This is a genomic window from Pontibacter indicus, assembly GCF_900156345.1.
Taxonomy (GTDB): Bacteria; Bacteroidota; Bacteroidia; order Cytophagales; family Hymenobacteraceae; genus Pontibacter; species Pontibacter indicus.
On the sequence record NZ_FTPP01000003.1, the window covers coordinates 1 to 22251 of the forward strand.

23 protein-coding genes are annotated in these 22251 nt (G+C 52.3%); 15 read left to right on the plus strand and 8 right to left on the minus strand.

Annotated elements, in window-relative coordinates:
- Positions 1-503: 503 nt before the first annotated feature.
- The gene (locus tag B0B12_RS14775) at positions 504-902 is read right to left on the minus strand and encodes a hypothetical protein (protein ID WP_076670411.1); all 399 of its coding nucleotides are present in this window, start codon (positions 900-902) and stop codon (positions 504-506) included.
- Between the two features lie 149 nt (positions 903-1051).
- Between B0B12_RS14775 and hppD the strand changes: the two genes are divergently transcribed.
- The 4 genes from hppD to B0B12_RS14800 all read left to right on the plus strand — a co-directional run bounded on the left by hppD (position 1052) and on the right by B0B12_RS14800 (position 6087).
- The gene (hppD, locus tag B0B12_RS14780) at positions 1052-2146 is read left to right on the plus strand and encodes a 4-hydroxyphenylpyruvate dioxygenase (RefSeq protein ID WP_076670414.1); all 1095 of its coding nucleotides are present in this window, start codon (positions 1052-1054) and stop codon (positions 2144-2146) included.
- 844 nt (positions 2147-2990) lie between these two features.
- Positions 2991-4724, plus strand: a complete 1734-nt coding sequence (locus B0B12_RS14785) for a phospho-sugar mutase (RefSeq protein ID WP_076670417.1) — start codon at positions 2991-2993, stop codon at positions 4722-4724.
- Between the two features lie 336 nt (positions 4725-5060).
- On the plus strand, positions 5061-5474 hold the full coding sequence (locus B0B12_RS14795; protein WP_076670422.1) for a hypothetical protein: 414 nt from the start codon (positions 5061-5063) through the stop codon (positions 5472-5474).
- Positions 5475-5502: 28 nt separating this feature from the next.
- Entirely contained in the window at positions 5503-6087 is a 585-nt protein-coding gene (locus B0B12_RS14800) for a nitroreductase family protein (RefSeq protein ID WP_076670425.1), read from the plus strand.
- A 172-nt stretch (positions 6088-6259) separates the two neighbouring features.
- Here B0B12_RS14800 and dnaB read toward each other — a convergent pair whose 3' ends face one another.
- Complete coding sequence (gene dnaB / locus B0B12_RS14805) at positions 6260-7831, minus strand: replicative DNA helicase (RefSeq protein ID WP_076670429.1); 1572 nt, start codon at positions 7829-7831, stop codon at positions 6260-6262.
- 134 nt (positions 7832-7965) lie between these two features.
- Between dnaB and B0B12_RS14810 the strand changes: the two genes are divergently transcribed.
- Both B0B12_RS14810 and B0B12_RS14815 read left to right on the plus strand, forming a co-directional pair.
- Entirely contained in the window at positions 7966-9345 is a 1380-nt protein-coding gene (locus tag B0B12_RS14810) for a UDP-N-acetylmuramate--L-alanine ligase (RefSeq protein ID WP_076670432.1), read from the plus strand.
- 11 nt (positions 9346-9356) lie between these two features.
- Positions 9357-10169: a 3'-5' exonuclease gene (locus B0B12_RS14815; protein ID WP_076670435.1), complete on the plus strand. Its 813-nt coding sequence runs from the start codon at positions 9357-9359 to the stop codon at positions 10167-10169.
- A 161-nt stretch (positions 10170-10330) separates the two neighbouring features.
- On the opposite strand, the gene B0B12_RS14820 is transcribed toward B0B12_RS14815, so the two are convergent.
- Together B0B12_RS14820 and B0B12_RS14825 are read right to left on the minus strand one after the other, a co-directional pair.
- Positions 10331-10939 carry a hypothetical protein gene (locus B0B12_RS14820; RefSeq protein ID WP_076670438.1) on the minus strand — a complete coding sequence of 203 codons (609 nt, stop codon included), beginning with the start codon at positions 10937-10939 and terminating at the stop codon, positions 10331-10333.
- 18 nt (positions 10940-10957) lie between these two features.
- The gene (locus B0B12_RS14825; RefSeq protein ID WP_076670441.1) at positions 10958-11752 is read right to left on the minus strand and encodes a M48 family metallopeptidase; all 795 of its coding nucleotides are present in this window, start codon (positions 11750-11752) and stop codon (positions 10958-10960) included.
- Between the two features lie 389 nt (positions 11753-12141).
- Here B0B12_RS14825 and B0B12_RS14830 point away from each other — a divergent pair, with 389 nt between their 5' ends.
- The 8 genes from B0B12_RS14830 to B0B12_RS14865 all read left to right on the plus strand — a co-directional run bounded on the left by B0B12_RS14830 (position 12142) and on the right by B0B12_RS14865 (position 18930).
- Positions 12142-12753 (plus strand): fumarylacetoacetate hydrolase family protein, encoded by a 612-nt coding sequence (locus B0B12_RS14830; protein WP_076670444.1) that lies wholly within the window; start codon positions 12142-12144, stop codon positions 12751-12753.
- On the plus strand, positions 12740-14632 hold the full coding sequence (locus B0B12_RS14835) for a M23 family metallopeptidase (RefSeq protein WP_076670447.1): 1893 nt from the start codon (positions 12740-12742) through the stop codon (positions 14630-14632). The genes B0B12_RS14830 and B0B12_RS14835 overlap by 14 nt, the downstream gene beginning before the upstream one ends.
- Positions 14633-14726: 94 nt before the next feature.
- A complete protein-coding gene (bcp, locus tag B0B12_RS14840; RefSeq protein WP_076670449.1) occupies positions 14727-15176 on the plus strand; it encodes a thioredoxin-dependent thiol peroxidase in 450 nt (149 codons plus the stop codon).
- A gap of 357 nt (positions 15177-15533) precedes the next feature.
- Positions 15534-16364, plus strand: a complete 831-nt coding sequence (locus B0B12_RS14845) for a transketolase (protein WP_076671282.1) — start codon at positions 15534-15536, stop codon at positions 16362-16364.
- A gap of 14 nt (positions 16365-16378) precedes the next feature.
- A complete protein-coding gene (locus tag B0B12_RS14850; RefSeq protein WP_076670452.1) occupies positions 16379-17332 on the plus strand; it encodes a transketolase family protein in 954 nt (317 codons plus the stop codon).
- 133 nt (positions 17333-17465) lie between these two features.
- Positions 17466-18005 (plus strand): RNA polymerase sigma factor, encoded by a 540-nt coding sequence (locus B0B12_RS14855; RefSeq protein ID WP_076670455.1) that lies wholly within the window; start codon positions 17466-17468, stop codon positions 18003-18005.
- Positions 18006-18041: 36 nt separating this feature from the next.
- On the plus strand, positions 18042-18476 hold the full coding sequence (locus B0B12_RS14860) for a hypothetical protein (protein ID WP_076670458.1): 435 nt from the start codon (positions 18042-18044) through the stop codon (positions 18474-18476).
- Positions 18477-18483: 7 nt separating this feature from the next.
- Entirely contained in the window at positions 18484-18930 is a 447-nt protein-coding gene (locus tag B0B12_RS14865; RefSeq protein WP_244554727.1) for a hypothetical protein, read from the plus strand.
- A 123-nt stretch (positions 18931-19053) separates the two neighbouring features.
- On the opposite strand, the gene pepE is transcribed toward B0B12_RS14865, so the two are convergent.
- From pepE to B0B12_RS14880, 3 genes are all read right to left on the minus strand, one after another.
- Entirely contained in the window at positions 19054-19788 is a 735-nt protein-coding gene (gene pepE / locus B0B12_RS14870) for a dipeptidase PepE (protein ID WP_076670461.1), read from the minus strand.
- 183 nt (positions 19789-19971) lie between these two features.
- The gene (locus B0B12_RS14875) at positions 19972-20220 is read right to left on the minus strand and encodes a hypothetical protein (RefSeq protein ID WP_076670464.1); all 249 of its coding nucleotides are present in this window, start codon (positions 20218-20220) and stop codon (positions 19972-19974) included.
- An 83-nt stretch (positions 20221-20303) separates the two neighbouring features.
- Positions 20304-20534: a hypothetical protein gene (locus B0B12_RS14880; RefSeq protein ID WP_244554728.1), complete on the minus strand. Its 231-nt coding sequence runs from the start codon at positions 20532-20534 to the stop codon at positions 20304-20306.
- A 333-nt stretch (positions 20535-20867) separates the two neighbouring features.
- On the opposite strand from B0B12_RS14880, the gene B0B12_RS14885 reads away from it, so the two are divergent.
- Entirely contained in the window at positions 20868-21956 is a 1089-nt protein-coding gene (locus B0B12_RS14885; protein WP_076670470.1) for an MBL fold metallo-hydrolase, read from the plus strand.
- 67 nt (positions 21957-22023) lie between these two features.
- On the opposite strand, the gene B0B12_RS20380 is transcribed toward B0B12_RS14885, so the two are convergent.
- Positions 22024-22200, minus strand: a complete 177-nt coding sequence (locus B0B12_RS20380; protein WP_170871880.1) for a hypothetical protein — start codon at positions 22198-22200, stop codon at positions 22024-22026.
- Positions 22201-22251 lie beyond the last annotated feature (51 nt).

The following is a 22251-nucleotide window of genomic DNA, read 5'->3' on the forward strand; positions in this document are numbered from 1 at the left end:
AAGGAGATGTTTGAGCTAATCCTGTAGTAAGTATAGCTAACTGCACCAGTACAACAAGTAAAGCTCCTTTTTTCATAATTCATGTTAAAACCAACTAGTGTATAGCAGGAGTACCTACTCCCACTATCTGCACTATGTGTGGAGTACTGCTGACACCTTCCAAACATGTTTTCGTTTTGAGGTTCGCTTTTTTTCCATACTTCTATAGCGAAATACCAATATAAAAAATGTTCTCAGCACTTCAATCGCGGCGATAAGGTTTCTTCACGCAGATTAGTTAATCCTACTATAATGCACGTTATAGCTTTTGATAGGACTATGATGATGATCTACTGCCTACACGATCTTCTCCTGGTTACTCGTCAAAAGTATCTAAACCTATTAAAAAAGCTGCCCATCACAGCATGAAACGAAAAAACCACACCCGTCCTTTATACCTTAGGACAGGTGTGGTTCTATCTTCAAGTAGATTTGATCCTGCTACTTTCTTCTCAAGCTATACCTTACTCAGCCTTCCAAAGCTCGCGCTCCTGGTCGCCGATCAGCACCACGAAACGGGCGGGGTTAGCAGTCAGCACCAGGCGCATCTCTACACCCGGAAACTCATCGGACTCTATCCAAACACCCTCTTTTTCGCCGTCGGCATCTACGTGCTCACCGTTAAGCGAGCTGGGCAGGTAGGCAGTTGGCAAAAGTATGTCGGCGTCGGAGCGCAGCTTACCGTGTACTTCCTCCAGTACATCCTCCAGGTAGTCGCCATACTCCTCGTTGAAGTCGTCTTCCAGGTCGTGGAGTTCTTCTTCCATATCGTCATAGCGCTCGTCGTTGTAGTCAAGCGCATTCAGTTCCTGCTTCTTCTGGATGATGGCCACCAGTGAACTGTTCAGTGCATTTGCGTTCATAGCGTCTTTCTGTTTTTTACAAAGTTGGAAACATGCCGTAGGAATTGCAAGAATAAAACATGATAATTTGCCGCAACACTCACCGGGTTTTGATAAACGTATAAAAGCTGTATTTTTACACAAAACATATTTAAACCATACTTATACCTATGGCAACAGATATTCTGCCCCTGAACGGCACCGACCATATTGAGTTTTATGTGGGCAACGCCAAACAGGCCGCTCACTTTTATCAGACGGCCTTCGGCTTTAAGCTGGTGGCCTATGCCGGCCCCGAAACCGGTGTGCGCGACCGTGCCTCTTATGTGCTGCAACAGGAGAAAATCCGTTTGGTGCTCACTACTTCCCTCGACCCGAACTCCGACATAGCCCAGCACGTGCACCTGCACGGCGACGGTGTAAAAGTGCTGGCCCTGTGGGTGGACGATGCCGAAGCCTCTTTCCGTGGCACGGTGGAGCGTGGTGCCAAGCCAGCTCTGGAGCCTAAGACGCTCACCGACGAGTTCGGCGAAGTAAAAGTAGCCTCTATCCATACCTACGGCGATACCATCCATACCTTTGTGGAGCGCAAAAACTACAGCGGCGTGTTCATGCCGGGTTATGTGCCGCGCCAGAGCGAACTGGAGATTGAGCCGGTTGGCCTGAAGTACGTGGACCACTGTGTAGGCAACGTGGAGTTGGGCCGCATGAACGAGTGGGTGAAATTCTATGAAGACGTGATGGGCTTCAAACTGCTCCTTACCTTTGACGATAACGACATCAGCACCGAGTACACGGCGCTTATGTCCAAAGTGGTATCGAACGGCAACGGTTACATCAAATTCCCAATCAATGAGCCGGCTGAGGGCAAGAAGAAGTCGCAGATTGACGAGTACCTGGAGTTTTACCGCGGTGCCGGTGTGCAGCACATTGCCGTGGCCACCAACGACATTCTGCATACGGTAGCAGAGTTGCGCCGCCGTGGCGTGGAGTTTCTGCGCGTGCCGGAAACCTACTACGAAGACCTGATCGACCGCATCGGCCACATCGACGAAGACATGGCGGATCTGCGCAAACTAAATATCCTCGTAGACCGCGACGACGAAGGCTACCTGCTGCAGATTTTCACTAAGCCTGTGGAAGACAGACCGACCGTGTTCTACGAGATCATCCAACGCAAAGGCGCCAAATCGTTCGGCAAAGGCAACTTCAAGGCCTTGTTCGAAGCCATCGAGCGTGAGCAGGCGCTGCGTGGTAACCTTTAGTCCGCAAGCAAAGTATAGCACGGTGTAACCCGTGTTAGCGACCATAATTTTGATATAATCCCATCACACCAGTTCTCACAATCGCCAAGCGGCAACCCGGGGACTGGTGTGATTTTTTGTGGCGTGGAGGCAGGGCGAGTGAGTGATTTAGCGAGGGAGTGAATGAGTGAGTGGTTGATTGAGTAATTGCATGAATCTTTATATAGGGCCCCTACCCCAAGGATTTGCAGGATTTAGGGATTGACAGGATCCTCGTGCATGATTGACATCCCCCTACCCCCTTCGAAGGGGGACTTTTCAGCCACTGCCAAGTTACAGGTATAAGCGCTATAGTTGATTTTCTGATTTGCCGGGTCCAACCACTCTTAACCCTTCCTGAGGGAAGGGCCCCTCTAAAAAGTTTAAGATGGGGAATTTGGAGCTGCTATACTAAGGTATAGCCGTGTAACAAACAAACACTGGCACGCATTGAAAGACTAACTTGCACGCTGGCAATGAAACAGATAGCGGCGCCAGGTGCGTTTTTCGACGCTCCACTGTTGGGGGTGAAGGGGTCCCCCTGTCAAGAGCGTTCAGCGAGTGGGGGTAGGGGCCCTCGATTTGGAGCGTCTTGATTTTTTTGCCTACTGGGGGTAGGGGCCCTCTTTCTTTTTATCAAGAAAAAAAGTAGGTCCCGGCCGGACAGGCCAGGCAATGAAAAAAATTAGCTAGAGGTATAGATAAACCTGAGCTACACCAGCTATACCTGACACGGGGCCAAAGGCCCCACTATACCAGACACGAGCGAGGACGCTCGCGCCATAATTTATACGACATTAACAGCAATACATACATTACAAAAACTATGATTGAACCAGCTATACAGCATAAAATAGACGCCTGGCTGAGCGGCAACTACGACGAGGCAACCAAATCAGAGATAAACGGCTTACTGGAACGCAACGAGCACGAATCACTGGCCGACGCTTTCTACAAAGACCTGGAATTCGGAACAGGCGGACTGCGCGGCATCATGGGTGCGGGCAGCAACCGCATGAACCGCTATACCTTAGGGATGGCGACGCAGGGCCTCTGCAACTACCTGAAGCAGAACTTCCCGGGAGAGCGCGTGAAAGTGGCCATTGCCCACGACTGCCGCAACAACTCCGACGTGTTTGCCCGCATTGCCGCCGACATCTTCTCGGCCAACGACATTGAGGTATACCTGTTTGAGGCCCTCCGCCCTACCCCACAATTGTCCTTCGCCATACGTCACCTGGGCTGCCACAGCGGCGTAGTGGTTACGGCGTCACACAATCCGAAAGAATACAACGGCTACAAGGTATACTGGAACGATGGTGCACAGGTAACTGCCCCGCACGACAAGAACATCATCGGCGAAGTGAACAAGATCACCTCCATCGATGAAGTGAAATGGGAAGCCAAGCCAGCCAACATCCACATGCTCGGTCAAGAGATGGACGAGGCTTATATGGCAAAAGTACAGAGCCTGTCCGTTTCTCAGGAGGCCATACGCAACCAGCATGATCTGAAGATCGTGTTCTCGTCCATTCACGGCACAGGCATCACGCTCGTGCCGGAAGTTCTCAAGCGTTTTGGCTTCACCAATGTGCACATTGTGGAGGAGCAGGCCACACCAGACGGCAACTTCCCGACCGTGGTATACCCGAACCCCGAGGAGAAAGAGGCGATGACGCTGGCGCTGAACAAGGCCCGCGAAATAGACGCTGACCTCGTGATGGCCACCGACCCGGACTCCGACCGCGTAGGTATAGCCGTGCGTAATCTAAAGGGTGAATTTGAGCTGCTCAACGGCAACCAGACCGGCGCCCTACTGATGAACTACCTGCTACTGGCCTGGAAAAATGCTGGCAAGCTGACAGGCAAAGAGTTCATCGTGAAGACCATCGTGACCACAGACCTGATCAAAGACATTGCCGACAGCTACAACGTGACCATGTACGAGACGCTGACCGGCTTCAAGTACATTGCCGAGAAAATCCGTGCGCTGGAAGGCAAAGAACTCTACATCGGCGGTGGCGAGGAAAGCTACGGCTACATGATCGGCGACTTCGTGCGCGACAAAGACGCCATTTCGGCCTGCGCCCTGATCGCTGAAATGGCGGCAGTAGCCAAAGACAGAGGCCAGACCCTGATGGAGATGCTCGTAGAGATTTACACGCAGCACGGTTTCTACAAAGAAGAACTCGTATCCTTCACCAAAAAAGGCCAGCGCGGCGCCGAGGAAATTCAGCAGATGATGGCCGACATGCGCGCCAATCCGCCGCAGACCATTGCGGGCTCTAAAGTACTGGAAGTAAGCGACTACAAGCACAGCACCCGCAAAAACCTGGTGACCGGCGAGGAGTCGAAACTGGACCTGGAAAGCTCGAATGTGCTGCAGTACCTGACTGAAGATGGCACCAAAGTGTCTGCCCGTCCGTCCGGCACCGAGCCCAAAATCAAATTCTACATCAGCGTGAACGAGCCGCTAGATTCTAAAGAGAACTTTGACGCAGTGGATCGACAGCTAAGCGAGAAGATTGAGCAGATTCTGGTTGATCTGAAACTGAAATAGGTAAATTTTTAAATTGTTGAATGGCTAAATTGTTGGTGGGTATACCTACTGGCGGTTTAGCCATTTTTTGCTACTTGCCATGACACTATGCTATACCTGGTTAAACTGCATGTCCAGTCCGCTGTGAATTCTGCTGGTGCTGTACAGAGGTATAGCATACGAAGACCAAGCCTTTTATTTCTCCAGTTTAAAAGCCTCTATTTCCTATTCTTGACACGTTTTATGGGCAAAGGCGCTTTTTATCAGGTTAAGAACCCGTTATACCTTATTTTTACAGAACAAGTGTCGTTTCTGCGTGTTCTACCTTTTCGGAGCACCTAACTATGACCTCTAAGTATGACTAAAACACAAAAGCTGACCAAAGCGAATGGAGACATATTTCTGGAATACACCCGTATGCCGGACAACGCCTACATTTACGCCCACTGGATTGGTCGCCAATACCTGGATACGGTGCAAAAAGGAGGAGCCGCCTACCTGGACTTGATGCGTGAAAAGCCCTGCCCCAAGCTGCTCAACAGCCACGAAGAGCTGGTTGGCCCCTGGGACATCGCCACCGACTGGATATCGAACGAATGGATGCCCCTCGCCATTTCGCTGGGCTTGCGCTACATGCCGCAGGTACTTGCCAAAGGGGTGTACGGCCAGATGTCGTTCCACCAACTGCACCAGCGCATCGGCGACATGCTGGAAATAAAAATGTTTGAGACCGAAGCCGAAGCCCGCGAATGGCTGCACTCCCTTCCGTAGGCCGGCGCTTCTATAAAATTTATCACCCATGACTACTTCCTTCTCTGAAATAAGCCACATCATTCAAAACCGTAGAACCACCAAGCCGGGCAAAATGAACGGGCAGCGCATACCTGACGAGCAGATCAAACAACTGCTGGAACTGGCCGACTGGGCGCCTACACACGGACACACGGAGCCCTGGCGCTTCAAGGTATATGCCGGCGACAAAATACAAGACTTCTGCCTGGCGCATGCCGAGTTGTATAAACAGAAGATCGAGCCTGAGAAATACCTACAGGAGCGCTATGATAAACTGTTGCACATGGGCGACAAAGCATCGCATGTGCTCGTAGCCTACATGCGCCGTGGCGACTTGCCCAAGATTCCGGCCCTTGAAGAAATAGCTGCTACCTCCTGCGCGATCCAAAATTTGCTGCTGGGCGCTACGGCCTTAGGTATAGCCAGCTATTGGGGCTCCGGCGGCATGGCGTATAAACCCGCCATGAAGGAGATGCTCCACCTCCGGGAAGAAGACGTGGTGCTCGGCATCCTATACCTGGGCTATGCCGATGAACCTGCCGGGGAAGGCAAACGCATCGTACCGCTTGAGGAAAAAGTAGAGTGGATGTAAAATAGGAAAGCCGCTGGCGATATGGCACAGCGGCTTTTCTTATCTTATCAACTCAGGACTCCATCAGGCAATAACGCTACAGCAGGGCTAATTCCCCATTTGTCTGTCTACTTACTCTCCTAGTCTTTTGTCCTTTGTCAAAAAATCATTTGTCAAGACCTTAGTCTATACCTTAAAACGGTGGCTCGTCGTCAAAGCCTGAGGCCGGGAAACCTCCTCCACCCTGACTACCGTCGTTCATGCGGCTACCCAAGCGTATAGCGCCTGGTGTCTCGGCATCGAAGCTGCTGTTTGGCAGCGCATTGAAGCCACCGTCGCCCCCGAAGTCGGAGTCGAGGTTGGTGAATTTGGTGTACTTGCCAATGAACTTCAGCTGCACGTTTTCCAGGGAACCGTTACGGTGCTTGGCAATGATTACCTCCCCAACACCCGCGGTTGGGTTACCCATTTCGTCTTCGGTGATGCCGTAATATTCCGGTCGGTAGAGGAAGAGCACCATGTCAGCATCCTGCTCGATGGAACCGGATTCACGCAAGTCAGACAGCTGCGGACGTTTGTCGCCACCGCGGGTTTCCACGGCACGGCTCAACTGCGAAAGTGCAATCACCGGCACGTTCAGTTCCTTGGCCAGCATTTTCATGGCCCGTGAGATGGAAGCAATCTCCTGTTCACGGTTACCACCACCCTTGCCCTCGGCGTTGCCGCTCATCAGCTGCAGGTAGTCGATGATGATCATCTGGATGTCGTACTGCGCCTTGAGGCGGCGGCACTTGGTACGAAGCTCACGAATAGACAGACCTGGCGTATCGTCAATAAAGATCGGTGCCTCGGTCAGCTTCGAAATTTTATGGTTCAGCTGCGCCCATTCGTAATCTTCCAGACTTCCCTTTTTGATCTTCTCCGAATCGAGTTCAGCCTCCGAGGAGATCAGACGATTCACCAGCTGCAGCGAGGACATTTCGAGCGAGAAGATCGCCACGCCTTTTTTGAAATCCACGGCTGCGTTGCGCAGGCAGGAAAGCACGAAGGCGGTCTTGCCCATCGCGGGACGGGCGGCCAGGATGATCAAATCCGATTTCTGCCAGCCGGACGTTACGCGATCCAGGGCGGTCATGCCGCTTGGTACGCCGGTCAGACCGTCGGTTTGCTTGCGCTTCTCCTCGAGTTCCTTAATGGCCTGGTGCATCAAGGAGCGCATATCGTCGAAGTTCTTGCGGATGTTCGATTCAGACACCTCGTAGAGCTTCGCCTCCGTCTTGTCGAGTAGTTCGAATACGTCGGTGGTGTCTTCAAAAGCGCTCGAAAGCACTTCAGAGGAAATCGAAATCAGGTCGCGCTTGATTGAGTTCTCCGTGATGATACGGGCGTGGTACTCGATGTTGGCCGCCGAGTTTACGCGGGTGGTCAGCTGCGTGACGTAGTAGGCGCCGCCTGCCAGCTCCAACTCGCCGTTCTCGCGCAGTTCGTGCGTCACGGTCAGAATGTCGATCGGCTCTGACTTATCGAACAGGGCCAGGATCGCTTTAAATATGCGTTGGTGCGCCTCTTTGTAAAAAGAAGTAGGTCGCAAAATGTCGATTACCGTGGTAAGCGCATCCTTTTCCAACATCAGAGCGCCTAGCACGGCCTCCTCCAAATCTAGTGCCTGCGGCGGTTTTTTACCCAACTCTGCCACGGCAGGGGCTTTTTTTGCCCAGTTGCCGCGGTTGCCGGTTGGCCGCACGTTCATTTTCATCTCCTCCATACCCACAAATTTAAAAAGTAAGCCGCCCAAGTAATCCACAAAATACGGAAGATATCCACATATTAGCGTATAGCTATTTACATTTAACTCAGGAATTCTAATTTTGTCGGTTCGCTAAACGGATAGCACGGATTATGGAGAGAACGGAATTTAAACACATTCACCTGATTGCCACGGGCGGCAGCATCATGCACAACCTCGCCCTGGCGCTGCACGACCAAGGTATAAGAGTGACGGGCTCAGACGACGAAATCTACGAGCCGGCCAAAAGCCGACTGGCCGCCGCAGGTATTCTGCCCGCCCAGGAAGGCTGGTTTCCGGAGAAATTGAACGACAAGCCCGATGCGGTGATTTTGGGTATGCACGCCCGCGCCGATAACCCGGAGTTGCTGCGTGCGCAGGAGCTGGGTATACCGGTCTACTCTTTCCCGGACTTCATCTACGAACTGAGCAAAAACAAGCAGCGCATTGTGATCGGCGGCAGTCATGGCAAAACGTCCATTACCTCCATCATCATGCACGTGCTCCGTCATTGCGGTCGTTTGTTTGACTACGCTGTGGGTGCGCAACTCGAGGGCTTCGATCGCATGGTGAAGCTCACCGATGACGCTCCCATCATCATCATCGAAGGCGACGAGTACCTCTCTGACCCGATCAAACGTGTGCCGAAGTTTCACTTGTACCACCACCACATTGGCGTGATTAGCGGCATCAGCTGGGACCATATCAATGTGTTCCCGACACCGGAAGTATACCGTGACCAGTTCCGCATTTTCGCGGAGATGACCCCGAAAGCCGGCACCCTGATCTACGACCAGGACGACGAGCAGGTGCAGCTGGTGGCCGTGCCGCGCAACCCGGCAGACATCGCCTACATTGGCTATACCGTGCACCCCCACAGCATCAAGAACGGCAAAACGATCCTGCACACTAAAAAAGAGGGCGATGTGGAGATCCCGCTTTTCGGGGAGCACAACCTGCGTAACATCAGCGCGGCCCGGGAGGTCTGCAAGAAGATTGGCATCAAGGCACACGATTTCTACGAAGCACTCAAAACCTTCAAGGGAGCGGCCAAGCGACTGGAGAAACTCGGCGAGAACAGCAACACCGTCATCTTCCGCGACTTTGCCCATGCCCCTTCCAAAGTAAAAGCCACCACTGAAGCCGTAAAAACACAGTACCCGCAGCGCAAGCTGGTGGCTTGTGTGGAGCTTCATACCTTCAGCAGCCTGAACAAAAACTTCCTGCCGCAGTATGCCGGTGCCCTCGACAAAGCTGACACTCCTATCGTATTCTTCAGCCCGAAAACGGTGGAGCACAAGCGCATGGAAATGCTTTCGGAGGACGACTTGCGCAGCGCTTTCGGTAACCCGAACCTGCAGATATTCACCGACTCAAACGCCCTGCTCGAGCACCTGAAAGGGATGGACTGGAAAAACGCTAACCTCCTGCTCATGAGCTCCGGCACTTATCAAAACCTTGACCTGGAGGCGCTCAAAAAAGCGGTTCTGTAAACCACCCCTATATGAAACTGAACCTGAAGCGCCCTATCGTATTTTTTGACCTCGAAACCACCGGCACCGACATCTGCAAGGACCGTATTGTTGAGATCAGTGTGTTGAAAGTGATGCCCAACGGAGAGGAAATTCTCAAAACACGCCGCATCAACCCGACTGTGCCGATCCCGCTGGAGTCAAGCCTGATCCACAAGATTTACGACGAGGACGTGAAGGACTGCCCCACTTTCCAACAGGTGGCCCGCAACCTGTATCAGTTTATGGAAGGTTGCGACCTGGGTGGTTATAACCTGGTGCGCTTCGATATTCCGCTGCTGGCCGAGGAATTTCTGCGCGTAGGTATAGACTTCGACATCGACAACCGAAATGTGGTGGATGCCTGCCGGATTTTCCACATGATGGAGAAGCGCACGCTTTCTGCTGCCTATAAATTCTACTGCGACAAAACGCTGGAAAACGCGCACAGCGCCGAGGCGGATACTGTGGCCACGTACCACATCCTGAAAGCACAGCTGGAGCGCTACGAAAACACGCTGGTGGAAGTAGCCGAAGGCATAGAAGATACCCCGATCCAGAACGATATGGCCCAGCTCCACAAGTTCACGTTCGAGAAGTCTGCTGACCTGGCCGGTCGCATCGTGTACAACAACGCTGGGCAGGAGGTTTTTAACTTTGGCAAGCACCGCAACGTGCCCGTGGAGGAAGTGCTCAGCAAGGAGCCCAGCTACTACGACTGGATGATGAAGGGAGATTTCCCGCTGTATACCAAAAAGATCCTTACCCGCATTAGGTTAAGAAACATGCAGAGTAGTGTATCCTAGATTGTAGTGTATCCTAGATCTTTGTATAGGGCCCCTACCCCAAGGATTTACAGGATTAAAAGATTTTCAGGATTCTAGTTGGGCTAAATAATCCCAATAATAAAAAGAGAGCGGGCTGCCAGATAACTGACAGCCCGCTCTCTTTCTGTTCATGTCCCGGATTATTTCTGTCCCGAGTTTTTCAGTCTCACGCCTTGCAGCAGAGTGTTTCCTTCCTGCGCTTTGTGGCGGCAGTCGTAGCCGGCGGCGCGTATAGAGCACTGGCAGCCTGTAATCCTGTTATCCACGAAGTTGAAGTAACAAAAGTCGCAGCCGGCTGTGGCTTCGCAAATGTGCTTTACCGACTTGCTGCTCAGGTATAGGCTGTTGTCAGAAGCCACATCCAACTCCAATGCCATTGAACGGAAAGAGCCGTTGTAGATGCCTAGCCCCACCAGGTAATAAGTAGCAGGCAAATTTTTGTTATCCTGCACCTTATGGATCGTTACTTTGTTCACCACGGTGCCGTTGCCGAATTCCTTTATAAAAGGCTGCACTAGTTCCTGCTGTGGCACTACAAAATTGATCTCGTCCAACACCACCTGCGCCAACAGCTGCCCGTCATATTTAGGTCCGGCTTCCTGGTCGAGTGGCTCCTCTTCACTCTCCTCCGGGAAAGCTTCGCGGCGTGTACAGCCAACCGCTACCAGTAGAATCAGAGTCAGGGCCAGCGACCAGCGCAGGCAGGCCTGCAGCAAGTGCCGGCCATTGGCTAAGGGTGATGGAGTCATGTGGTTATCTGGTTTTGATTATTTCTTGTAGTATTTCATCGCCTCCGGCATGTAGCTCTGCAGGTTGGCGCGACGAGTACCGGCGCTTGGGTGCGTGCTCAGGAACTCCGGTGGTGCCTGACCGCCCGACTTGGCTTCCATACGCTCCCAGAAAGGAATCGCTTCCTGTGGGTTGTACCCGGCCATGGCCATAAAGATCAGACCCAAACGGTCAGCTTCGCTTTCCTGGTTCCGACCATACTTCAGTATACCTAAAGTTGAACCGGCACTATAAGCCGTCATGATCAATTGCTGGGCAACACCCGGCTGCGAACCGGCCAGGGCAGAAAGCGTCTGGCCTCCGAACTGCTGGGCCAGTTGCTGGCTCATGCGCTCGTTGCTGTGTTTGGCTATGGCGTGGGCAATCTCGTGTCCCATCACCACGGCAAGGCCGGTTTCGTTTTGAGCCACTGGCAGTATACCTGTGTAGGTTACCGTCTTGCCACCGGCCATCGCCCAGGCGTTCACCTGGTCATCCTCGATCAGATTGTGCTCCCACTGGAAGCCCTGCAGTTGGTCTGACATACCATTAGCAGCCATGTACTGCTCTACCGCACGCTGGATGCGCTGTCCGGTGCGCTTCACCATGGCCGTAGCCTGTGCGTCGCGCGACAGCTTGTTCTCCTTCAGGAACTGGTCGTAGGCGTCGTAACTCATTTGCATCATCTGCGCGTCTGACACGAGACTCAGCTGTCTGCGACCTGTAATGGGCACTGTCGTACAGGCAACCATCATTACTGCCGCTATCGAAAAGGCAATTAACTTCTTGTACATAGTTTTAAAATTTAAATGACTCCAGAAAAAGGCTTTTCAAATTTTGAACCAATTTTTAGAGACAGGTATACGTGGATCGTTTAATATGTTAAAATTACTATACTTTAACTGATAAAACAAAGTACAACCTGCGCAGAAATGACAGGCTACAGGCTGAAATGTCAGTCGCATAGGTATACGAACGCTCTAATATAAAATGTTGTAGCCCCCAGCCACACAATAATGCGGACCTTCTCTTGTTAAAGTATAAAAAAGGCGGCACCTGTTGAAAGCCGGATGATGCGGCAAAAAATTGTCTTCAAAGCGATTCTTTTTGCTCAAACATGCTGCACCGAAACCGGATAAAGCCTATTTTTGAAGATCGATAAAGAAAACACCCTTAACCCTTTATGAAAATACTCGCCATCGGCCGCAATTACGCCGATCATATTGCCGAACTGAAAAACGAAGTGCCGGACGAACCGGTGATATTTTTTAAGCCTGACACGGCCATTCTCCGCAACAACGAGCCTTTTTACTACCCCGAGTACAGCCAGGACATTCACCACGAGGTGGAGTTGATTCTGCGCATCGGCCGTGAGGGCAAGAACATCGACCGAAAATTTGCACACAAATACTACGACGCCATCGGCTTAGGCATTGACTTCACGGCCCGCGATCTGCAGGCCAAAGCCAAGGCCAAAGGACTGCCCTGGACGCTGGCCAAAGGCTTCAATGGATCGGCCCCGGTGTCGGAGTTTCTGCCACTCGACCAGTTTGAGAACCTGCAGGACATCAATTTTAAACTGGATGTGAACGGCGCCACACGCCAGCAGGGCAACTCTAAAATGATGCTCAACAATTTTGACGATATCATCGCCTATATCTCCCGCTTCATTACCCTGAAGAAAGGAGACATCATCTTTACAGGTACGCCTGAGGGAGTGGGACCGGTACAGATCGGCGACAGATTGGAAGGCTATGTTGAAGATAAAAAGCTACTTGACTTTGAAATTAAATAAGCGCCTGGCGCTCCTTTTCGCTTACCTTTTCACGACCCTCGCAGCGGCTGCCCAACCGGCGCCGGAACAGGGTTATTTCATGTTCCCCATCAAACCAGGCGTGCGCAATTACCTGTCAGGTTCCATGGGCGAGATACGTGCCACCCACTTCCACGGTGGCCTCGACATTAAGACAGACCAGCGCGAGGGTTTGTCGGTATACGCGGCGGCCGATGGCTATATCTCGCGGGTGAAAATGTCGACCTACGGGTATGGCAACATCATTTACGTAACGCACCCGAACGGGCTGACCACCACCTACTCGCACCTGCTGGCCTTTTATGACCCGCTAGCCGACTACGTGCTGCGAAAACAGTACGAGAAAGAAACCTTTGAGCTCGAGCTTTTCCCGGAGAAGAACCTCTTCCCGGTAAAGAAGGGCCAGATCATTGCCTTGTCCGGAAACACCGGAGGCTCTGGCGGACCACACCTGCATTTCGAGATCCGCGATGCGGAGGACCGTCTGTACAACCCGCTGCGCTGGGGCTTCAAGGAGATCATCGACACCACGCCGCCTGATCTGCTGGGGCTAGGCATACAGCCGCTCAACATCCACGCCCGCATAAACGGAGAGTTTGCGCGACGGGAGTTCACGCCAAAGAAAACGAACGGCATCCATACCTTGCCTGACACGGTGTTTGCACACGGCTTGATCGGTTTTGAACTGCAGACCATTGACCGCTACGACGACACCCAGAACCGCAACGGCACGCAGGACGTGACCGTGTTTGTGAACGACCGGCAGGTATACAACCACCATATCGACCGCGTGCCCTTCGAGCTGTCGAAGCAAGTGTCGCAGCACGTAAACTATGGGGTTTTCCGCCGCACGGGCCGCACTTTCCAGAAGGCTTACGTGGACTATGGCAACGACCTGCCGCTCTATACCGCACCCCAGAACCGGGGCAGGCTGAACGTGCAGGCCGATTCGGTATACCACATCAAGCTGGTGGCCAAAGACACTTACAACAATACCTCTACCTTGAATTTTGTGGTGAAGGGACAAAAGCCTGTCTTTACGCAGGGGGCAAACGGCAAAGTGACCAAGCCGCAGCTCAGCTACGAGATCATCGGCAACATCCTGAAGGTGAACGCCTCCGACACTTCGTCTACACCGCGCAATGTGGAGATGGTGGTGAACAACCAGCGCCTGATGCTGGTACCGAGCTATACCAAGGGCGCCGCCTCAGTCAGTCTTTATGACCTGCGCGGTGGTCTGCCGGAGTCTCTGGAGTTTTGCGGCACCACTACCCTACTCGACCTGCAGGCCACCATCCCTTCGGGGCAGGAATACAGCTTCACGAACCGCGACATGACTATCCGTTTCGAAAAAGAGAGTCTGTATGACACGCTATACCTGCAGGCCAAACGCGAGGGCGACGTGTATACCATTGGCGACTACTTCATACCGTTGCACAAGCCTGTTAAAGTGACCATCACGCCGAGCACACCGCTTACCGACAAGAGCAAGGCTGCCGTGTATTATCTGGGGCTGGGCAAAGGCCGTGGCATGCTGGGCGGCGTCTGGGATGGCAACAGCATCACCTTCTCGGCCCGGGCGATGGGCAAGTTCAAGGTGCTCGAGGACGTGAAAGCCCCCACCATCAGGCTGCTCAGCAAAAGCCCGACACAGATCAAATTCCGGATTGGCGACGATTTGTCAGGCGTTAACTCCTTCCGCTGTGAAGTGAACGGCAAGTGGTTGCTTATGAAATACGAGCATAAAACTGCCACCATATACTCCGAAAAATTAGATAAAAGCATACCTTTGTCAGGGAAAGTAGTTTTGAAGGTAAAAGACAACGCCGGAAACGAAGCGGAGTTTGTGACCACTATTTAAAATTCGTATCACGACACACGTACCAAGTAGCAAGACTCTCTCAAATAAGTGAAGAAAAGTCGTGCTACTTGATACTTGATACGCAAAGAAAGACATGGAACTGAAGATCGGAGACAAGGCGCCTGCGTTTGAGGCCAAGGACCAGAACAGCAACACTGTAAAGCTAAGCGATTACCGCGGCAAGAAAGTGGTGCTCTACTTCTACCCAAAAGACAACACACCCGGCTGCACGGCTCAGAGCTGCAACCTGCGCGACAACTACAGCGCGCTGCAGGCCCAGGGCTACGAAATAATCGGCGTGAGCATCGACGGCGAGAAGTCGCACCAGAATTTCATCAGCAAGTACGAACTGCCCTTCACGCTGCTAGCCGATACCGATAAGAAGATTGTGGAGCAGTACGGCGTGTGGCAGGAAAAATCGATGTATGGGAGGAAGTACATGGGCACCATGCGCTATACCTTCGTCATCGACGAAAACGGCACCATCGAGGACATCATCACGAAAGTGAAAACCTCCGACCACGCCAAACAGATATTGAAATAGCGAGCAAAAGCGCAGCTGTCCTTCTAGGCGGCTGCGCTTTTTACTTTGTATCTTTGTGTTTTAACAGAGACACTGGGCACAAGGTATAGGACACAGAACTTCTTTATCAGCCGGAAAGGCATAAGAAGTTAGCTACTGAAAGATAGATTTGGGAGGACAAAGGGCAGCCTTGTTACCTTCATAACAGTCAGGCATAAGCGTTCAGTGCCTTGTTTAGAGGAGTTGTTAATTGCTAATCAGACAAACAATTTAACAATCAACAATTAGCAATTAAGGATTCAACAATTTAGCAATTTGAAAAATCAACAATTAAACAATTCAATAATCGTGAACCCACACAACAAAAGCATCGACGAGATGAAGCAGATCGCGGCACAGGTTCGCCGCGACATCGTGCGCATGGTGCATGCAGTTAACTCCGGTCACCCAGGCGGCTCGCTTGGTTGCACGGACTATTTCGTGTCGCTGTACTTCCGCGTGATGAACTACAAGCCTCAACCTTTCAACATGGACGGCGAAGGCGAAGACCTTTTCTTCCTGTCCAACGGCCACATCTCGCCGGTATGGTACAGTGTGTTGGCTCGCGCCGGTTTCTTCGAGGTATCTGAACTGGCCACGTTCCGCAAGATCAACTCGAGGCTGCAGGGTCACCCGGCCACTGAGGAAGGTCTGCCAGGTATACGCGTAGCCTCCGGCTCGCTGGGCCAGGGCTTGTCGGTAGCCGTTGGTGCTGCGCAAACCAAGAAACTGAACAAAGACAATAACCTGGTGTACGTGCTGATGGGCGACGGCGAACTGGGCGAGGGTCAGGTATGGGAAGCGGCCATGTATGCGGCCCACAACAAAGTGGACAACCTGATTGCCACCGTAGACCGCAACTACCAGCAGATTGACGGCGGCACCGAAGAAGTGTTGGCCCTGGGCGACCTGCGTGCCAAGTTCGAAGCATTCGGCTGGCATGTTCTGGAGGCTGACGGTAACAACTTCGAGACTCTGCTTCCTGCTTTGGAAGACGCTAAAAAAGCCACTGGAAACGGTAAGCCTGTCATGATTCTGATGAACACCGAGATGGGCTTTGGCGTGGACTTTATGATGGGTTCGCACAAGTGGCACGGTGTAGCACCGAACGACGAGCAGCTTGAAATCGCGCTGCAGCAATTGGCAGTAGAGCAAGCTTCTGATTACTAAGCATTAACACAGAGATGAAAGAATATACATATTCAGAGAAAAAAGACACCCGTTCTGGTTTTGGCGCTGGCTTGCTGGAACTGGGTCGCACCAACGAGAACGTAGTAGCCCTTTGCGCTGACCTCATCGGTTCGCTTAAAATGGACGCCTTCAAAAAAGAGTTTCCCGAGCGTTTTTACCAGGTAGGTATAGCCGAGGCCAACATGATGGGTCTGGCAGCCGGTATGACCATTGGTGGCAAAATCCCTTTCACAGGTACATTTGCTAACTTCTCGACGGGCCGCGTGTACGACCAGATCCGCCAGTCGATCGCCTACTCCGGCAAGAACGTGAAAATATGCGCTTCGCACGCCGGTTTAACGCTGGGCGAAGACGGTGCTACGCACCAGATTCTAGAAGATGTGGGCATGATGAAAATGCTGCCGCACATGGTGGTAATCAACCCATGCGATTTCAACCAGACCAAGGCCGCTACCATCGCCATCGCCGACTACGAAGGTCCGGTATACCTGCGTTTTGGCCGTCCTGCAGTTCCTAACTTCACCCCTGCCGACCAGAAGTTCGAAATCGGCAAAGCCGTTATGCTGAATGAAGGTACGGATGTAACCATCATCGCCACAGGTCACCTGGTATGGAAGGCGATTGAGGCTGGTCACAAACTGGCTGAGAAAGGCATCAACGCCGAAATCATCAACATCCACACCATCAAGCCACTCGACGACGAGGCTATCCTGAAGTCTGTTGGCAAGACCAAGTGCGTGGTAACCGCCGAAGAGCACCAGATGCATGGAGGTTTGGGGGACTCGGTAGCGCAGCTATTGGGCCGTCAACTGCCTACGCCGCTGGAGATGGTGGCCGTGAACGACTCGTTTGGCGAGTCCGGTACGCCAGATCAGCTGATGGAGAAATACGGTTTGAGCACCGACAACATTGTGGCAGCTGCCGAGCGCGCCATCAGCCGCAAATAAGTTAGAAAGCTATACCTTAGTTTTTTTACAAAAACAGAAGGGACTGTACTGGTAAAGTGCAGTCCCTTTTGTTTTTATGGGCTATATTGCATATTCAGAAAGCTATAACTGCCCTGCCCCTGCTACCTGACGCGTGGAAGACAAAGAGATTTTAGATAAATTCGCTAACCCCGAAAGCCGCAACCTGGCCTTCAACCAGCTTATCCGGAAGTACCAGCAAAAGATCTACTGGCACATCCGGAAAATGGTGATCGACCACGACGATGCCGACGACCTGACCCAGGAGGTTTTCATCAAGGTATGGAAGAACCTGGAGAATTTCCGACAAGATTCGCAGCTTTATACCTGGCTCTACCGTATTGCCACGAACGAGTGCCTTACCTTCCTTTCGAGTAAGCGCAAAAAATTCTTTCTACCCATAAACGATGTGGCTGCAGAACTCACCGAAAAGATCGATTCCTCACCGGATATTGACGGCGATGAGATACAGTTGAAGTTGCAAAAAGCTCTTCTGAAGCTGCCAGACAAGCAACGGCTGGTGTTCAACATGAAGTACTACGACGAACTCAAGTACGAGGAAATGTCCGAGATCCTGGGCACTTCGGTAGGCGCTTTGAAGGCGTCTTACCACCACGCCGTGAAAAAAATTGAAGAATTTATCAAACGGGATTAAACTTTAGTGCACGAAGGCCATCTAACCCATAACAACATGAAAAACGATTTTAAACTAAGCGACCTGCCCAAGCACAACATCTACGAGGTACCGGACAAGTACTTCGACAGGCTGCCTGCGCAAATCATGGAGCGCACTGCCGGTGCCGGGTATAGCCCTGCCCCCTGGTATGCACCCGCCTGGAAGCCGCTGCGTTTAGCACTGGCTCCCCTGGTACTGTTACTGGTGGCTGGCATCGTGTACTTCTCGCAAATGCGTCAGGAGCAGGAAAAATCGGCCGTTATTCTGGCCACGGTAGGCGATGAGGCGATCGTCAATTACCTGAGCACCTTTGCCGTGCTCGAGAGTTCTGATTTTGCCGAGCTGCCTTCGCTCTCCAGCCCCGACATGACGGCGGAGTTTCTGAATGTGAGCCCGAAAGCAGCCGAAGAAGAACTCGAGTACTACCAACTGGAAATGACCGATTACTAATACACACATGAAAAGATTGCCCTTTATTTTACTTTTTCTCTGCACACTGACGTTCGGCAGCACTGCAGCTTTGGCACAGTCTGGCCGCTCGCAGGACAAAAACGTGGAGGCCGCCAAAGTGGCATTCCTGACCGACGAGATGGGGCTGACAGCAGAGCAGTCGCAGAAGTTTTGGCCACTCTACAACGAGTATGAAGCCAAGCGCCGCGAGCTGGTTCGCTCCTACCGCAGCGGCTACCGTCAGGATGTGGATGCGTTGAGCGACCAGGAGGCGAAAGCCCGTCTGGATGGGATGTTTAACACCCGCGAAAAAGAACTGGAACTGGAGAAAGAGTACGTAGCCCGTTATCAGCGCGTGATCTCCTCAAACCAGATCATCAAACTCTACCGCAGCGAGCGCGAGTTTACAAAGCTCCTCCTCAAAAAGCTGGAGGCCAATAACAAAGCACAGTAGTTTTTTTTGAATAGATAATTATAGTGAGAACAGTAAAAGGACCTGGCATTTTGCCTTGTTTTTTTCAAAAAAAAGCCCCTGCTATACCTTAGCAGGGGCTTTTCACTTTTAGTAGATTGCTGTCTAGTAAGCCTGCAGCAAAAAGCTGATATCGTCCGCGGGCTTAAACTCCATGGCGGGTTTCCCTTGCAAAAAGATGCGCGCCGAATGCGGCCCCAGCAGCTCAATCTGCTCCCCGCTGATGCGCAGCATGCTCCCCTCACGCAAGCCCACCACTGGCTGGCGATTGTGTACATGAAACTCCTGGATGCGGGTCTCGCGCGTTTCGCCCATGTGCGTGGAATCTGGCAATGGATCGAGGTAGTGCGGGTTAATATTGAAAGGAACGAGTTGCAGCGCGTCGAATGACTTCGGGAACACGATGGGCATGTCGTTGGTGGTGCCGATGGTTTTGCCTGCCACGTTGGTACCGGCGCTGGTGCCCATGTACGGCATGCCCTGCTCTACCCTTTTCTGGAGCAGTTCAATCAGTTTGTTGGCATAGAGCTGGCGCAGCAGCAGGAAGGTGTTGCCTCCGCCAATGAACACCGCCTCGGCCTGCTCCACAGCCGTCACCGGACTCGCTGCCTCGTGCACGCCAGTTAGTTGGATGCCCATTGCCTCGAAAGCCTCGCGCGCCTTGGCCGTGTAGTCAGTGTGGGAGATGCCGCCCGGGCGAGCATAAGGTATAAACAGGATGCTCTTGCGCTCACCCAGCAGTTGTTTTATCTCGTTCTGGCAATGCTCTAGGTAACCTGTGCCGTGCGTGGTGGAGGTACTTACTAAAAGGATATCTTTCTTTGGTAGGGCTTTCTTCATGTGTCTTTGTTTTGAGTGATACGACTGGCGTATACCTGCAAAAGTATCAAATTTCGGCAAACACTCGCCTACTACTCCAATTACAGCCAGCACTGGCAGGTACTGAAAAAGAATAATATCCCTATGCAGCCTCTACTCATGTGGCTATACCTTCACCGTCTTAGGAGTAGCCTGTCTATACCTTTAGGTCTTGACTCTGAGCTTGATCGTTTCCAGATAGGGATCCAGGGAGGCTTTGTTGGTGAGGGCGCGAACCAGCCCGATGGTTTTGAGATCGTACAGGAACCAGACCTCCACATAATAGCTGTGAAACCAGTACAAATCGATTTTGCACCACCCTCGGATAATGTGATGCAGGTAGCGCCCCTGTTCCAACACCATGGCGGCCTGCTCCCGGGGCGAAAGCGAATTAAACTCAGTAATACTCAACATAAAAATCTACTCCATACCTTGTCTCATGAAAAAAGGCTGCCGGGGCAGCCTTTGAGTTAACGAAAATATCGGTGGTTTTGATATTAATTCAAATGAAGGGTGTACAATTCAAATCTGGTAGAGGCGAAACTCCAGTGCGAAGATGACGGATGGATCTCCACGCCGTCCTCATCCACAATAGTCACGGCAAAGCCGTCACCCTGGTTGAGGGGCTCGGTAAAGTGCTTCACAGGATACACTCTCCCTTCCTCTATCCACTCTTCCGGTTCGAAAGCCGGCATCGACGCATCCACACACTTCGCGTAGACGGCCATATAGCTTGGGGGAACAAATAAATTTACCATGTGTATGTAACGTTTTCAGAAAGATAAATAATTCCTGCCAATCAGGAAACATTGTCCACATTATTTTAGTGGATGCCTGCACAGATGGTAACACAAAAAGTATGCCTTTGTTCAGCGGCACTGCCCTATTTCCCAAACTCATTTAGCGATGCTTTAGGACGCCAAGACCAGCTCTTTCATGGCTATTATCTGACCGTCAGCCAAGTCAGCTCTGAATGTGCCCGCTCTCTGCAGCCAATTGCCACGGCAGCCGTAGTATATATTCCGCCCGTTGTCATGTAAAATAAAACAAGGTAAATGCCTATGGAAACTACTTATCGTACCTCAAGCCATGGTAGCAAGGACGCTTTTGCGGTTGCGCCGGGAGTATGGGGACTCAAGACCGTATTTGTTAACCTCTATTTTGTCGCCTCGCCTGACGGCTCATGGGTGCTCGTAGACGCCGGCGTGTACGGTGCCGCCCCGAAAATCAGGAAAGTGGTGGACGAGCTCTTCGGTGGCAGGCGCCCAAAAGCAATCCTGCTCACACACGGCCATTTTGACCACATCGGTGCTGTAAAGGAACTGGCCCGCGAATGGGATGTGCCCGTGTACGCCCATCTGCTGGAGATGCCTTATCTGAACGGGATGTCGTCCTATCCGCCACCAGACCCGAGCGTGGGCGGCGGTGGCATGGCCTACATGTCGTTCCTATACCCTAAAAAGCCGATCGATATACGCGAGTACCTGGAGCTGCTGCCGGCCGATGGCACGGTTCCCGGTCTGCCAGACTGGCGATGGGTTCATACGCCGGGCCACACAGCCGGACACGTCTCCTTCTTCCGTGTAAGCGACCGCGTACTGCTGGCCGGAGACGCCTTCATCACGCGCGACGGGGAATCGATGCTGGCCGTGATGACGCAGAAGCGCGCCGTGCATGGCCCGCCCAAATACTATACCCCCGACTGGGGAGCCGCCCACCACTCGGTAGAGCGACTCATGGAGCTGAACCCAAGTGTGGCGGCAACGGGTCACGGACTACCGATGGAAGGCGGGCAACTGTCCCGTCAGTTAGAGGATCTTGTAAAGGATTTCTGGTCGGTGGCAGTACCGGAACACGGACGCTATGTGCACGAGCCCGCCATTACCGACGAGCAGGGTGTGCTCTCTATACCTCCCGCTCCTGACAACACCATACCCAAAGTAATTGCTGCGACAGGTATAGTGGCATTGGCCGGGGTGGCGCTGGTCGCCTATAGCCGCCGCAACCGTGACAACAACCGGAAGCAGCACGAGCGGGCCATGCGGGAGCGCCCGTTCTCCCACAACAGGCCGCTGCAGGGTATACCGCCTACGGTGGCTCCGACGCTGGACGAAGACGATCCGGTTGCGCACACCAACAATTACCCATAAGCAGAAGGGCCGGAAGCTAACGCTTCCGGCCCTTCTTTTTGATAGACCTTTAATTATTTTCTATACCTTATTTACCACGGCCCGAGCCGCTTTTTTTGCCGCCGCCGTCCTGTTTGTTCACGGTGGCCCAGGCACGTTTCTCAGCTTCTTCGTGGCTTACGCCTTTCTTTTCATAGCTGTCTTCGATGTGCCCGGCCTGGCGTTTCTGCTTATCTGTATAAGACGATTTATCTCCTTGTGGCATCTGATCCTCCTTTTTTAAAGTTTAACATCGTAGGCCGGTCTCTTTCACCAG

Bases quoted from the DNA above. Each gene is read 5' to 3' on its own strand.
- B0B12_RS14775 (WP_076670411.1), bottom strand. From the start codon at position 902: ATGAACGCAAATGCACTGAACAGTTCACTGGTGGCCATCATCCAGAAG.
- hppD (WP_076670414.1), top strand. From the start codon at position 1,052: ATGGCAACAGATATTCTGCCCCTGAACGGCACCGACCATATTGAGTTT.
- B0B12_RS14785 (WP_076670417.1), top strand. From the start codon at position 2,991: ATGATTGAACCAGCTATACAGCATAAAATAGACGCCTGGCTGAGCGGC.
- B0B12_RS14795 (WP_076670422.1), top strand. From the start codon at position 5,061: ATGACTAAAACACAAAAGCTGACCAAAGCGAATGGAGACATATTTCTG.
- B0B12_RS14800 (WP_076670425.1), top strand. From the start codon at position 5,503: ATGACTACTTCCTTCTCTGAAATAAGCCACATCATTCAAAACCGTAGA.
- dnaB (WP_076670429.1), bottom strand. From the start codon at position 7,831: ATGGAGGAGATGAAAATGAACGTGCGGCCAACCGGCAACCGCGGCAAC.
- B0B12_RS14810 (WP_076670432.1), top strand. From the start codon at position 7,966: ATGGAGAGAACGGAATTTAAACACATTCACCTGATTGCCACGGGCGGC.
- B0B12_RS14815 (WP_076670435.1), top strand. From the start codon at position 9,357: ATGAAACTGAACCTGAAGCGCCCTATCGTATTTTTTGACCTCGAAACC.
- B0B12_RS14820 (WP_076670438.1), bottom strand. From the start codon at position 10,939: ATGACTCCATCACCCTTAGCCAATGGCCGGCACTTGCTGCAGGCCTGC.
- B0B12_RS14825 (WP_076670441.1), bottom strand. From the start codon at position 11,752: ATGTACAAGAAGTTAATTGCCTTTTCGATAGCGGCAGTAATGATGGTT.
- B0B12_RS14830 (WP_076670444.1), top strand. From the start codon at position 12,142: ATGAAAATACTCGCCATCGGCCGCAATTACGCCGATCATATTGCCGAA.
- bcp (WP_076670449.1), top strand. From the start codon at position 14,727: ATGGAACTGAAGATCGGAGACAAGGCGCCTGCGTTTGAGGCCAAGGAC.
- B0B12_RS14845 (WP_076671282.1), top strand. From the start codon at position 15,534: ATGAAGCAGATCGCGGCACAGGTTCGCCGCGACATCGTGCGCATGGTG.
- B0B12_RS14850 (WP_076670452.1), top strand. From the start codon at position 16,379: ATGAAAGAATATACATATTCAGAGAAAAAAGACACCCGTTCTGGTTTT.
- B0B12_RS14860 (WP_076670458.1), top strand. From the start codon at position 18,042: ATGAAAAACGATTTTAAACTAAGCGACCTGCCCAAGCACAACATCTAC.
- B0B12_RS14865 (WP_244554727.1), top strand. From the start codon at position 18,484: ATGAAAAGATTGCCCTTTATTTTACTTTTTCTCTGCACACTGACGTTC.
- pepE (WP_076670461.1), bottom strand. From the start codon at position 19,788: ATGAAGAAAGCCCTACCAAAGAAAGATATCCTTTTAGTAAGTACCTCC.
- B0B12_RS14875 (WP_076670464.1), bottom strand. From the start codon at position 20,220: ATGTTGAGTATTACTGAGTTTAATTCGCTTTCGCCCCGGGAGCAGGCC.
- B0B12_RS14880 (WP_244554728.1), bottom strand. From the start codon at position 20,534: ATGGCCGTCTACGCGAAGTGTGTGGATGCGTCGATGCCGGCTTTCGAA.
- B0B12_RS14885 (WP_076670470.1), top strand. From the start codon at position 20,868: ATGGAAACTACTTATCGTACCTCAAGCCATGGTAGCAAGGACGCTTTT.
- B0B12_RS20380 (WP_170871880.1), bottom strand. From the start codon at position 22,200: ATGCCACAAGGAGATAAATCGTCTTATACAGATAAGCAGAAACGCCAG.